Origin of the sequence: Scopulibacillus daqui (assembly GCF_016908855.1) — a bacterium.
GTDB lineage: Bacteria > Bacillota > Bacilli > Bacillales > Sporolactobacillaceae > Scopulibacillus_A > Scopulibacillus_A daqui.
In genome coordinates, this window is record NZ_JAFBER010000008.1 from 58,817 (window position 1) to 72,127 (window position 13,311).

At 41.4% G+C, this 13,311-nt stretch carries 14 protein-coding genes and 1 other annotated feature; of the genes, 4 read left to right on the top strand and 10 right to left on the bottom strand.

Features of this window, described 5'->3' with window-relative positions; all coding sequences use genetic code 11:
* Positions 1-21: 21 nt before the first annotated feature.
* The 5 genes from JOD45_RS07870 to JOD45_RS07885 form a co-directional block, all read right to left on the bottom strand.
* Complete coding sequence (locus JOD45_RS07870) at positions 22-537, bottom strand: YwhD family protein (protein ID WP_205003342.1); 516 nt, start codon at positions 535-537, stop codon at positions 22-24.
* 351 nt (positions 538-888) lie between these two features.
* A complete protein-coding gene (locus JOD45_RS16950) occupies positions 889-969 on the bottom strand; it encodes a putative holin-like toxin (protein WP_380897862.1) in 81 nt (26 codons plus the stop codon).
* 276 nt (positions 970-1,245) lie between these two features.
* Positions 1,246-2,103 (bottom strand): fructosamine kinase family protein, encoded by an 858-nt coding sequence (locus tag JOD45_RS07875; RefSeq protein ID WP_205003343.1) that lies wholly within the window; start codon positions 2,101-2,103, stop codon positions 1,246-1,248.
* Between the two features lie 59 nt (positions 2,104-2,162).
* Positions 2,163-3,560, bottom strand: a complete 1,398-nt coding sequence (gene nhaC, locus JOD45_RS07880) for a Na+/H+ antiporter NhaC (RefSeq protein WP_205003344.1) — start codon at positions 3,558-3,560, stop codon at positions 2,163-2,165.
* Positions 3,561-3,625: 65 nt separating this feature from the next.
* Positions 3,626-3,852 (bottom strand) — a binding site (T-box leader).
* A gap of 63 nt (positions 3,853-3,915) precedes the next feature.
* Positions 3,916-4,473 (bottom strand): GNAT family N-acetyltransferase, encoded by a 558-nt coding sequence (locus JOD45_RS07885; protein WP_205003345.1) that lies wholly within the window; start codon positions 4,471-4,473, stop codon positions 3,916-3,918.
* Positions 4,474-4,607: 134 nt separating this feature from the next.
* Between JOD45_RS07885 and JOD45_RS07890 the strand changes: the two genes are divergently transcribed.
* A complete protein-coding gene (locus JOD45_RS07890) occupies positions 4,608-5,234 on the top strand; it encodes a MerR family transcriptional regulator (RefSeq protein WP_205003346.1) in 627 nt (208 codons plus the stop codon).
* 50 nt (positions 5,235-5,284) lie between these two features.
* On the opposite strand, the gene JOD45_RS07895 is transcribed toward JOD45_RS07890, so the two are convergent.
* From JOD45_RS07895 to JOD45_RS07905, 3 genes are all read right to left on the bottom strand, one after another.
* Positions 5,285-6,754 carry a flavin monoamine oxidase family protein gene (locus tag JOD45_RS07895; protein WP_205003347.1) on the bottom strand — a complete coding sequence of 490 codons (1,470 nt, stop codon included), beginning with the start codon at positions 6,752-6,754 and terminating at the stop codon, positions 5,285-5,287.
* A gap of 143 nt (positions 6,755-6,897) precedes the next feature.
* On the bottom strand, positions 6,898-7,407 hold the full coding sequence (locus tag JOD45_RS07900) for a YwgA family protein (protein WP_205003348.1): 510 nt from the start codon (positions 7,405-7,407) through the stop codon (positions 6,898-6,900).
* A 16-nt stretch (positions 7,408-7,423) separates the two neighbouring features.
* Positions 7,424-8,719, bottom strand: coding sequence for an HD domain-containing protein (locus JOD45_RS07905; protein WP_205003349.1), 1,296 nt, complete (start codon positions 8,717-8,719; stop codon positions 7,424-7,426).
* 226 nt (positions 8,720-8,945) lie between these two features.
* Here JOD45_RS07905 and lipL point away from each other — a divergent pair, with 226 nt between their 5' ends.
* Positions 8,946-9,773, top strand: coding sequence for an octanoyl-[GcvH]:protein N-octanoyltransferase (gene lipL / locus JOD45_RS07910; protein ID WP_205003350.1), 828 nt, complete (start codon positions 8,946-8,948; stop codon positions 9,771-9,773).
* Between the two features lie 63 nt (positions 9,774-9,836).
* Here the strand turns inward: lipL and JOD45_RS07915 are convergent, their stop codons facing one another.
* A complete protein-coding gene (locus JOD45_RS07915) occupies positions 9,837-10,877 on the bottom strand; it encodes a M42 family metallopeptidase (protein ID WP_338056052.1) in 1,041 nt (346 codons plus the stop codon).
* Between the two features lie 63 nt (positions 10,878-10,940).
* Here JOD45_RS07915 and JOD45_RS07920 point away from each other — a divergent pair, with 63 nt between their 5' ends.
* Positions 10,941-11,129, top strand: a complete 189-nt coding sequence (locus JOD45_RS07920; protein WP_205003352.1) for a hypothetical protein — start codon at positions 10,941-10,943, stop codon at positions 11,127-11,129.
* A 145-nt stretch (positions 11,130-11,274) separates the two neighbouring features.
* On the opposite strand, the gene pta is transcribed toward JOD45_RS07920, so the two are convergent.
* Positions 11,275-12,249: a phosphate acetyltransferase gene (pta, locus tag JOD45_RS07925; RefSeq protein ID WP_205003353.1), complete on the bottom strand. Its 975-nt coding sequence runs from the start codon at positions 12,247-12,249 to the stop codon at positions 11,275-11,277.
* Positions 12,250-12,488: 239 nt separating this feature from the next.
* On the opposite strand from pta, the gene hemQ reads away from it, so the two are divergent.
* A complete protein-coding gene (hemQ, locus tag JOD45_RS07930) occupies positions 12,489-13,238 on the top strand; it encodes a hydrogen peroxide-dependent heme synthase (RefSeq protein WP_205003354.1) in 750 nt (249 codons plus the stop codon).
* Positions 13,239-13,311 lie beyond the last annotated feature (73 nt).

Sequence of the window (13,311 nt, forward strand, 5' to 3'; positions counted from 1 at the left end):
AACTCGCGCAGCTCGCAGCTGTTAAACATCCAGCTGTCTTTTCAAATCTTCATTGGCTCTTTCCCACATGCCTTTGTCAAAATTCATAAGATAATCGCGCAATATTTTCTTTGATTTTTCATCCATGTGATCAACAGCTACTTTGCCTTTTAAAGCTTTGTCCATTTTATTGACATGATCCGGAAGAAGCTTATAGCCTCTGCGTGTTTCACGGTTAATAATCATATCAGCGGCTCCGGCGCCGGCATAATAAGGCCCCGCTTCACTGCCCTCAGTATTAACCCAGACAAGCCAGTACAGCTTGCCCCCTTCAGCTGTTTCTTTATCCGGCGAAAAGCGAATCCTCCTTTCAACCTTGCTTCTTGCATGAAGCGCCCCAAGATCAACAAAAGCTTCTCCCTCTTCTACGTCAATGATCACAGGCGAAATATTATCCAGATTAATGACGCCTACACCAAAACCGCCGTGGCCTGATGTTGAATTCCCAGACAAAATATTGAATCCAGAATTTTTCTTATTATTTTCGAAAATATCCATCCTATGCCCTCCTATATTCCGCAACTATATATTTATTTTCGATCCTTATTTTATTTTTCTTATATCTTATTATGCCATATCCTGTGAATGGGTAAAACTCATAGCACTGAACATCGCATTTATACGCTCACAGGGTGTTCATACGGTCTCTTTCTGCCGGAAATGATCGGTCTGTCTATACAAGGGGGCAGGCATGAATTTGTCACAATGGATTTCATTTTATCAAAGCTTAAATTGTGTTATAATGACTAAAAAACGGCCAAAGGTGCTGCCACACCTTTGACCTCCATACAGCGGCTCTTATATTAGAGCAGTAATCGTCAATCCCGTAACCCTATGTTTAACATGGGGTTACTTTTTTTTGCTGTTCATAATAACAACAATTAACGAACCAAAGCTGATCATTAATGTCATGACTTGATAAGCCGTCATATAATAGTGACACCCCCTTTCAATTTGGGGATACCACACTCTAATAGACCCGCTGTTAATTTTAATAGTAACATATTTTCACAAATATGAAATAGTAAATTAGAACTGGTGTTCCTATAAATTATTCCCTAGGAAATAATTTATGCCAAAATCCCGCTTGCTTCGACTAAAAAACGCCCGATCATATCTTTTTCAACAAAAGAAACTTGCCGGCTCTTATGTATAGCTGAACAAAAAATAACCAGCTGCATCTGAAATGACAGCCGGTTATCATGATCAAACATAATAATCTAATATACGATCGACGCTTGAGCCATAACTTTCTCCAAATAAGTTAAGATGGACAAGCAAATAATAGAGTTGATATAACGGTTTTCTATCCTTATATTCTTCTGGCAAAGGGTAAACGTCTTGATAAGCATTGTAAAATTCTGACGAGAATCCTCCAAACACTTCAGTGAATGCCATATCCATCTCCCTGTCTCCATAAAATACAGACGGGTCGATCAGATAAGGCTCTCCTTCAGGGCCCGCCATCCAGTTGCCTCCCCACAGATCGCCGTGAAGCAAGCTGGCTGGAACATGATCAGACAAGTAGCGGTCTAAATGATCCAATAATGCTATAAGCCTTTTATACCTATGATTTTTTATCGTCCCGCGTTGTTTTCCTAATTCAATTTGCTGAAAAAGGCGCTGTTCACGGTAATAATTGCTCCAAGACGAAAACAACCCATTATATTGCTTCAATTCACCTATATAAGTTTGTGTTTTAATGCCGTAAAATTCAGCCTCATGCTGGTGCATCCGAGCCAGCTGCTGACCCAGCATTAATTCAGTATGGTTATCTGCTTTGCCTTCAATCCATTGCAAAACTAAAATCCCATCATTTTCCTTATCGTCAGCATCACAATAATCGAAGACTTCCGGCACCCGTATTGTATGAGTTGATTTTATAAGATTTAATCCTTCAGCTTCTCTTTTAAAAAAATGGCGCGGTGCACCGGTTTTTAGCTTAATAAAATAGCGGCAAGCTTCTGTTTCTATCATAAAAGCCTCATTGATCGCCCCGCCGGATACAGGCTTGATTTGCCTAACCGGCGTTTTATCGCCTATTCTTTCAAGTGAAGAGATCATGATCTTCTTAATGGCGCATCCTTCCTTTTCAAGACTTTCTTTATTATATTTATACCCGATTATTTTTGAGTTACACTTGGCGTTCCATATAAGGCATGCGTACGAAGCTTTGGCAAGTACGCATACAAAACCGTAAATATTGGGCAAAGATACAGGAAGAAGACGTACGGCAAGTATTCAGCAACAGAAACCCCAAGCGCCTGAGAGAAAAAGGCGCCGCTGACGCCCCATGGGATGAGCGGGTTGACTAATGTACCTCCATCCTCAAGCGACCGCGATAAAGTTTTCAAAGGAATGCCTTTACTTTCAAAAGCCTTTTTATAAGCTTGCCCTGGAAGTAATATCGAACAATATTGTTCACCGGTGATAAGATTAACGCTGATGGAAGAACAAGCAGCTGCTGTAACATAATGGCCCTTATATTTAAACTTTGTGATAAAGCCGTTAATCATTAAATCAATGAGTCCGATGTTATGAGCTATACCGCCTAAGGCCAGCGCAATAAATATAAGGGAAATAGAGTTCATCATCGACTCAAGTCCGCCTCTGTTGACAATGTTTGTGATCATCTCATTCTTGCTGTTAAGATGAAATCCATTTTGCATTGCTGCCATTAGTTCACTGACACTGACGCCTTTTTGGACAAGCAGCGCTGTTATGCAGCCTGTTACGATTCCAGTAATAAGAACAGGCAGAATAGGCATCCTTTTAAATGCCAATATCACCACGACTAACGGCGATAGCATAACGAGCCATGTAAGGCGGAAATGAGCAGCCAATGCTTGCTGGGCTGAAACGATATCTTGCATAGAAACATGTGCCGAAGAATGCTCCCCTAATATCAGAAATAGTATAAAAGAAATGATCATTGCCGGAAGCGTTGTCCAAACCATATGCTTAATATGAGTAAATATATCGATGCCAGCAACAGCAGGAGCAAAATTTGTTGTATCCGACAACGGACTCATTTTATCGCCAAAGCATGCCCCGCAAATCACAGCTCCGGCACATAAAGCTGGATGAATGCCAAACCCGAGGCCAATGCCCATTAACGCTGCCCCGACAGTACCAATTGTTGTAAAAGAACTGCCTGTAAAAGTAGAAACGAGCATTGTTGTTAATAATGCTGTTACTAAAAACCACTTTGGGTTAATCAATGCAAAGCCGATATATATTAAATATGGGACCGTGCCGCTGGCCATCCAAACCCCAATTAAAATTCCTATTAATGCCAATACCATAATAGGGATAAGACCCTTGGCAATACCGTCTATTAATCCTTTTTCTATATCCTTCCATTTCGCGCCGTGCCAAACAGCGAACAGCGAAATGAGTATGATGCATCCTAAAAGCGGAAGATGGGCCTGTGTTTTCAAACCTATGAGGCTTACCATCAACAAAGCTAACATGACGGCTGCCAGTAACACGGCTGCCCAGCCATTTGGTTTTCTCTTCACTTTCTTATACTCCTCTCAAATTAAGTATCCTTCTCTGATGTCTATAAAAAACGCCCCGATCCATTGATCGGGGCGAATTGTATCGCGGTACCACCCAACGTTAGCCTTTCAAGATGCTTCGGAACAGTGCGTTCACATCAATCAGGCTCTCTCATTTTTGTTAACGGAATGTCCGGGAATCATCCAGCTCCACATTTGTATTTCGCCTGCTGCTGTCCTTAGTTTGCACCGGCCACTAAGTCTCTCTCTGCTGACTCGCAACAAGCTACTCGATATGTTTCATCGCTTTTGTGCTTCTATGCTTTTATGCGTTTAAGTATAAAATCAACAGTGGAAGATGTCAATATATGACCGCTCAAGACTTCTGTTGTAACTTTTTCCAATCCTCTTTTAATAAACTATAAATGATTGTATTAACGAAATGGTCATACAAAAATTCTCCGTCACGGACCGTTCCCTCCTTTTTAAAACCAAGTCTTTCTGGAATAGCCCTGCTTTTATGGTTTTCTTCTGCACAACGTATTTCGATTCTGTTCATATGAAGCGACGAAAACGCATAACGGATGATTGCTTGGCAGGCTCTTGTCATAATGCCTTTCCCTTGGAAGTCTTTAGAAAGCCAATATCCGATACTAGTGCTGCGGTTGGCCCAATGATAAGAATGAAAACCGACCATCCCGCAAAGTTCTTGTTGATAAAGTATGCCGGCTTGAAATCCGTCATTATCGGCAAATTGTTTCCGCCACATTTTAATTGTCGAACTATAATTTGCCGCTGATGTTACACCGTCAACCCACGGCAGCCATTCTCTTAAGTAAGAACGCTGTTTATCAACTAAAGCAAACAACGGTTCGGCATCATTGTCTTCCAGCAGCCTTAACTCAATTTGTTCATCAACTTTAAATGTAAACATGACGCATTATCCCCTTTTTGCGATTAGACAAAAGTCCCTATAATCTTTTTTTCAATCCAACATTAATGTCTAATATTAGACAAAGGGAATCGAAACTCCTTTTAGAATATTTAAATAATAGGAGGTGAGCCGTCATGTCCAACGGCACAAAAGGAAAGGAACGCTTTTACTGGACGCGGGAAGTCGCGAATATGATCGGCATTAAGGAAGGGACGGTTCGAAAATATGCCCGGCTGCTAGAGGAGAATGGATACCAGTTTCATCGGAACGAACATGATCAGCGTGAATTTCTTGAACATGACGTTACAATCATGGAGCAAATCAAGGTCATTAGTAAAGAACAAGGCATGACTTTAGAAAATGCGATAAAAGCGGTCATTGGGAAAAATCAAGATCAAGATCAAGATCAAGATCAAGATCAGGTTCAGGATCAAAATCAAAGCCAAAATCTTCAGCCCTCTTCTTCTCCCGTTAAAGAAAACCCGGTACCCAAAATTTATGAAGAATTATCGCAGCACAAAGAACACCATGAAAGAATGTTTGAACTGATACAGGTGCTTTACAATGATAACCAAAACTTAAAGAAAGAATTAGCTCAAGCGCTTAATAAACATCACCAGACCATCGCAAAACAATTAGAAGCATGCGAAGAACGAATCATGGGCTCATTAACAAAATGGCAAGAATCTAACTTAGAAGCGGCCGCAAGCCTCGCACAAAAGCAAAACAAGCGGTTTTTTAAGAAGATTTTAGGTAATTAAAGGCATTCCCCATCTCCCCATTAATGGAGATGGTTTTTTGTTTTTCAGGTCTAATCCCGGCGTTCGTTAACTTCATATGCCGCTCTTATTCCTGATTCTATCGCTCCCTGCACCCAGCCGTGCGTTGTTGTCGTATGCTCTCCGGCAAAGTGGACCCTTCCTTCAGGGATTTGAATATAAGGGAATAGTTCTGTTTCTTGTCCAGGTTTAAACTTCGGGAAAGATCCGGCGGAATAGGGGTATTGCACCCAACTGTGGGCTGCCCCTGCTTCAAAATCATGAATGATGCCTTTGCCATGAATGGCCGCAAGCTCCTTTAAAGCTTGAATGACACGCTCTTCCTGGCTTATACTATCCCAAATTAAGGCATCGTTTCCGCGTGTATAACTGGCTAAAGCAACACCCTTATCTTGACCGAATCCATGACTGGGATACTTTACAAAACGAATGGGAAGATCGGTCGTTACTTTGCCGCCGAACATACCTTCTTCTTCCCAGAACCTCCTTTTAAATTGAATGCCCATTTTGGCAGAAGGCTCATAATGAAGTTCCCGAATTGCTTTCCATTTGTGATGAGAAAAAGAATGCTTCGGTTCGACATTAACGAACCTCAAGACTGAAAATGGAACGGCTATAACCGCAATGTCTCCGCTGATTTGATAGGGTTGCAGCGTCTTTGTATGTCTGGCATGAATAGTGACTTGACGATCGTCTTGTTTGATTTTCACCATTTTGTGCCGGAATAATATATCACGCTTTAATTCGGGAAGAAACGCTTTGGCAAGGCGGTCATTTCCCCCTGCAACTTCAACATAATGAAGGTCAGGCGCTGAAAAAATCATATATTTTCTCAGCGTTTCCATCAGCGATATTTCTGAGGCGCCTTCTTCACTTGTTAAGACTTTTATCATTTCTGATGCGCCCGGAGACATCGGAGCACCAACAGGATTATGCCGCAAAAAAGCTTCTAATGAATACTTGTCGAAATCATGAATAACAATGTTCCAATTCCGTTTGGGATCTTGCCTGATAAAGTTTAAAATCGGCTGGATTGCCGATCTTATGAGCTGTTGGGCTGTCTTTCCCTTTTCATTCAATGAAACCGGATAATTTAGAATATCCGGATTTCGGCTGTATAATTTTGAACGGACCTTTATCCCATTAACATAGATGATGTCATTCGGTGTACTGTTAATAAAGTGATTAACCGGCAGGCGGAACTTATTGATATAGGCCATGGTTAATAAGTGAACATTAGGAAAACGCATAGCGCCGACATCAACATATTGTCCATTTGAAAACGGCGTGCGTAACGTATAGACGCGTCCGCCGACTCTATCAGAAGCCTCAAGGATTTTTACATGATGGCCCGCTCCCTTAAGTAAAGAGGCAGCGACTAGACCCGCCATACCGGCGCCGACAATAATGATTTTCTTTGGCGTCTGCGTCTTTGTCAGTCCATATCTAATTGCAGAAACCATTTGCTCTTGTGTTAAGCTTTGCGGTTCTTCTCTTAACATACCGTTTCACCTCCAAAGAAAAGCTGTGCTTAACGAGTTGAACCCTGATTCCTAATAAGACGGGAAATCTCGGCCTTCATGTATAACCTATGCCGGATCAATTATGCCTAGATCAATAAAAAACAATCAGCCAATTAACGACGTTAACTGGCTGATTGTTTGTTTTTCAGCTGTTCTATATATGCGAAAGCCTGCTGGATATCGCCATCGCTGTAATTTTGTTTTTTCTTTACAACCTTAACCTTATTCACGATCTCATCTTTTGAAAGGTTATTAAAGTAAAGTATCGTTGAGACCAGCTCGAGAAACTTTGAATTTTGATCGTTTAAGTCTTTTATAAACTCACACAGTTTAGGCATATTAATTTGATAGCGGGATAAGAACTCGCTGCCTTCTTCCGTTAACGTGTAGCGGTATTGATGGTATCCCCCTTTCGTTTCCTTTATCTCATTGATAAACCCGAGATTGCATAATTCTTCTATTCTAAATGTCAGCTCTTCCGAATAAGGCCCGTAAAAGTGAAATTGGTATTTTTCCTGAAACGGATAGTCCAGCTTTTTTAATATGTAGACGATTTTTTGCAGTTTTTTTCTGCCGACAACCTCTCCGGCCAGGTTAAGTAAAGAAACAAGCTTGGCATGATCCTCAAGCATTAAATGACAGCCTCCCTTAATAGTTTAAAAGGTCCTTAATTTTTTTCTTTGCCGCCTGATGATGAGACATATCTTCAATAAAATCAGCGGGATAATAAAGTTTATGGTCCGTTCGCATCTTTCCGGAAATCGCTTCGACAATCGTTGATTCGCGTGACAATTCCCGCAGTGTGCCATCAGGCATCAGCAAATGTATCGGCAGTCTCTCCTCTTCTTCGCCCGGCCGATAGAAATCATACGGCAAGTCTGAAGATGAATCAACGACAAGATAATAGTCAGGATCAATCGCAGCTTCATAAAAGGCTTCGCGAAGATCGGAAAATATATCGAAATATTTGTTTGGGCTGAACTCAATGTATTTAAATAACCGTCTGTTGATAAACCGCTGGCACAGATCTTGTAATATCTGGTCTTCTTCGTCCAGCCAAACTTGAAAATAATACATGATCACCGACTCATCTAACTTTAAATAATCCTTTAGCGATAATTGGTTTTTAAAAAGCGGAATAAGCGCAATCGGCGGCTGTTTAAATTCATATCCTTTCAAATATAATGATTTTACCCGTTTTAGGATTTTGGATAAAATAACTTCCGCACTGCGTGTGACAGGATGAAAATAGATTTGCCAATACATTTGGTACCGGCTCATGATATAGTCTTCAACCGCATGCATGCCGCTTTGTTTAATCACCACTTGGTCATCATAAGGACGCATCACGCGCCAAATTCTTTCCAAGTCAAAGTTTCCATAGCTTACGCCAGTATAATAAGCATCACGAAGCAAATAATCCATACGGTCAGCGTCAATTTGGCTTGAAATCAAGCTGACAACAAGTTTGTTTCCATACGTTTTCGCGATGACTTCGGCTACCTTCTTCGGAAAATCAGGGTCTTCCTTTCTCAATACCCGATTGACTTCAGTATCGCCCAAAATAATCTCTTGGGTGAACTTTTCATGGTCAGTATCAAAGACTTTTTCGAACGTATGCGAAAAAGGGCCATGGCCGATATCGTGAAGGAGCGCCGCCGACAAACATAACAAACGTTCATCAGGATGCCATTGCGGATGCCCGTCAAAAACCTCAATGATGCGTCTCGTAATTTCATACACCCCCAACGAATGGCCGAAACGGCTGTGTTCGGCACCATGGAACGTTAGGAAGGTTGTCCCTAATTGGCGGATACGGCGCAGCCTTTGAAACTCAGGCGTACCGATGAGTTCCCAAATTAACCGATCCTTTACATGAATATAACGATGAACGGGATCTTTAAACACCTTGACTTCATCAAGCTCAGCAAACTTTTGAGACATTGAACTCACATCCTGTCTAAACATGTCATTATTATAGCTTGTTCAAAATAAATTTTAAATGGCTGTTTCAGCTTTTGCATTTTAGATTGATGCAAAAAAACGTCCAGACCGGCCAAACGGCTAATCATGAATTTTTTTCGACAAAAGCGCTTTGTCATGTTTATGAACTTGCTTGATCAATCATGGTATAATATGTGCGGATATTAGTGAGACGAGGAGAATTGACATGGATGCCATACTTTATCAACCTCAATGGCGGGTGATTGATCAAACAACACTCGGACCAAGCTTTGAAGCTAAGCAATCCTTTGCCATAGATGACGCGCTTTGCTACTCGGTCGGCAGCGGAAATTCCAGCTGTGCAGCCAGAACATGGGTACATCATGATACGATTATATTAGGGATTCAAGATACGAAGCTTCCCCATCTCAAGGATGGATTAGATTATTTAGCATCTCAAGGGTATCATTACGTTGTCCGCAACTCCGGGGGGCTGGCCGTAGTTCTTGATGAAGGTGTTTTAAATATTTCTTTAATTTTCCCTGAAAAAAACCGCCGCATTTCTATTGACCAAGGTTATGAGGCAATGGTGTCATTAATAGATAAAATGCTTGAACCTTACCATTTAAAGATTGAAGCAAGAGAAATTATTGGATCATATTGCCCGGGACGTTATGATTTAAGTGTTAACGGCAAAAAGTTTGCCGGCATATCGCAGCGCCGGCTTCGCCGCGGTGTTGCTGTACAGATTTATATATGCGTTGACGGCAGCGGCTCACAGCGGGCAGCTCTCATTGGGGAATTTTACAAAAGAAGTTTACAAGGCGAGAAAACCCATTTCGAATACCCTGTGATTCAGCCTGAAACCATGGCTTCTTTATCGGAGTTAACTGGCAAACCGCTTGATGTTGGCAAAGTGATGATGCTTTTTTACCAAACATTGCAATCGTCAAGCCAAGTTATACCTTCGCAACTGACATTAGAAGAAGTCAAACGCTTTGAAGAGAGCTATGAACGAATGATTGACCGCAATGAAAAGGCGTTCAGCTTCTAGAAATCATGCGCTGAAAGTTCAGCTTAAAGACAAATACCCGCTTTAGGCGGGTATAAATCTTTTTCAGGCCAATTCGGATTGTAAGTAATAATAAATCAAGTCTCCCGTATGGCATAAGGAATCCTGATGGGTTCTTTCATAAGCGTGCGAAGCGTCTATTCCCGGACCGATTAATCCGTGTACAAAATCATAGCCTGCTCTGATTGCCGCTGAAGCATCTGATTGATAGAATGGATAAATGTCAATTTTATAATTAATATGATATTTTTCCGCCAGTTTAACAAGGTGTTTTCTTAAACCGTAATGATAAGGTCCGCTGGCATCTTTTGCACAAATGGATACCGTGTACTCATCAGTTTCCTGACCATCGCCGATCGCTCCCATGTCAACCGCCAAATATTCAACTGTCTCTTCCGGAATATTAGAATTACCGCCGTATCCAATTTCCTCATTATTAGATATTAAGAAGTGTGTCGTATATGGCAGTTTAATTTGCTTTTCCTTTAGTTTTGCGATCACATGCATTAACACTGCTACACTCGCCTTATCATCTAAATGCCTTGATTTTACGAAGCCGCTTTCAGTAAAGGAAAAACGCGGATCAAACGAAACAAAATCGCCCGTGCGTATGCCGAGGGCTTCGGTCTCTTCTTTATTTGCGACCTTTTCATCAATACGAACTTCAATATTTTCGTCATTGCGCTCCGCTTTACCGGCATCCTTATAGACATGGACAGCGGTTTGATGCATTAAAATGGTGCCTGTATAACGTTTCCCTTCTGCGGTCTCAACTTCACAATATTCACCTTCTGCAAAATTCCATGGAAACCCGCCGATTGTTGTCAGCCTTAATCTGCCGTCTGATTTAATTTCTTTGACCATTGCACCAAGTGTATCAACATGCGCAGTCAGAAACCGATGTTTTGTATCGTCGGTGCCTTTTATTGTAAGTAAAAGACCGCCCTTATTGTTGCGGTGTGTCTCAATGCCAAGGCTGTTAAAGTATTCCTTAACATAGCGGATCACTCGTTCCGTATTTCCTGAGGGACTGGGGATGGCTGTAAGATTTGAAATTAAATCAATAATGGCCTTTCCATTGACAATGTGTTCCACCATTATACCTCCTCTTGACTTGATTTTTTTAACGTCCGTCGGCAGCGTCTGTTATTGGGACAGTCACGACTTAAATTAGCACAAATATTCGAAACAGTAAAGAAAAACAGACTGAAAGCGGCACCTGCGGAATATAAAATGGCGACGCCCCGTATAACGTCCGAGATGCTGTTAACGATTGCCGCCGTTCTATTTATTTTGTTTGCTTTAATAAAGGTTTATTGCAGAGAAGATAGACTATAAAATGGATGACAATTAAACAAACAATTATCATCTCTGCACTTTTTATTCGGGTGGTTTTAAAAAAACAGGTGCCACGATTCAGTGACGCCTGTTTCGAGAAGACCCCGGATTCGCTGTCTGACTGCTTGCCAATCAACGGGTTTTTTTATTCAGCAATGCTTTGCATAGCTGTAATCAAAGCCAAGTTGTAAACATCTTCTGCGGAGCAGCCTCTTGAAAGGTCATTTACAGGCTGATTAAGTCCTTGAAGAATTGGACCTACAGCATCATAACCGCCGAGGCGCTGCACCATCTTATAACCAATATTTCCTGCTTCAAGGCTTGGGAACACAAACACATTGGCTTGCCCTTTAAGCGGTGAATCCGGCGCTTTTTTTGCTGCTACTTCTGGTACATAAGCGGCATCAAATTGAATTTCGCCGTCGGCAAGAAGTTCAGGTGCTTTTTCCTTAACAAGCTTTGTCGCTTCAGCCACTTTATCAGCTTCAGGAGCCTTAGCTGAACCTTTTGTTGAAAAGCTGAGCATAGCGACACGCGGTTCAATACCGAAGGCTTTTGCCGTTTTAGCGCTTTCGACCGCCGTTTCAGCGAGATCGTTGCTGTCGGGAGCGATATTAATGGCGCAATCGGCAAAAACGAGCCTTTCATTGCCTTTAACCATAATGAAAGCACCGGATGTTTTTTTAACGCCGGGCTTTGTTTTAATAATTTGCAGTGCCGGGCGAACTGTATCAGCTGTTGAATGAGCGGCTCCGCTGACTAATCCATCAGCTTGTCCAGTATAAACAAGCATTGTGCCGTAATAATTTTCATCTTGAAGCCATTTTCTTGCTTCTTCTTCTGACGTTTTCCCTTTTCTTCTTTCCACAAGTTTTTGAACGAGTTCTTCAAAACCGGAATCATCATGAGGATGGCGCACTTCAAGCTGTCCGGCTTTTTCTAATTCTTGTACTTTATGATCAAACTGGCTTTTTTCACCAACTAAGATTGGTTTTATCACTTTTTCTTCAGCCAGACGAACAGCCGCATCAACGATCCTTTGGTCACCGCCTTCTGGAAAAACAATCGTTGGCTGCGCTTTTTTTACTTGGTCTTTCATATCCTCAAACATTTGAGTCATCATTCTTCCTCCTCGTAAATCTCACTACCATTAGAATACACTTTATCATTGTTTTTATAAACCAAAAAAGGCAGATGAAATCGTTTACCTTCCCAATTCCTATTTTTCTTAATACTTGAATTTTTGAAGACACAGCCACCCTGTTTTTGACAAAACAAAAACAAAAGGCGCCGTTTTTACAAGGAAGCCTTTGTCTATGATATATTTAGATTAAGAAATTGACTAAAGGAGTGACAACTATGAGTGAAGCGGCTCAAACATTAGATGGCTGGTATTGTTTACATGATTTTCGTTCGATAGATTGGACCGCTTGGAAACGGCTCTCAAGCAACGAACGTGAAGCAGCTCTTCAAGAGTTTCATCAATTTTTGGATAAATGGGACCTTATACAACAAAATAAAGAAGGCAGTTATGCTTTCTATTCCATTGTCGGACAAAAAGCAGATTTTATGCTTATGTGGCTCAGACCAACAATGGCTGAATTAAATGACATTGAAACCGCATTTAATAAAACAAAATTAGCCGAGTATACAATCCCGGCTTATTCATACGTTTCTGTTGTCGAATTAAGCAACTACTTGGCTGGAAAGTCAGATGAAGATCCTATGCAAAATCCGCATATTAAAGCCCGCTTACATCCGATTCTGCCTCAAGCGCAGCATATTTGCTTTTATCCAATGGACAAGCGCCGTGAAGGCAATGATAACTGGTATATGCTGTCAATGGATGAGCGCCGTGAGCTCATGAAAAGCCATGGTTTAATCGGCAGAAGCTATGCCGGCAAGGTGAAGCAAATTATTACGGGTTCGGTAGGTTTCGATGACTGGGAATGGGGTGTGACCTTATTTGCTGAAGATGTTCTTCAATTTAAAAAGCTAGTCTATGAGATGCGCTTCGATGAAGTCAGTGCCCGTTACGGGGAATTTGGCGCTTTCTATGTCGGCGTGCTTCTTAACAAAGAACGCTTTTCACAAATGATGACGGTTTAGAAAACGGACCGAAATGACACTTTCTTATCACACTCATAAAATTCTGGATGCTCTCCCTCTAAAAATTGAGGGG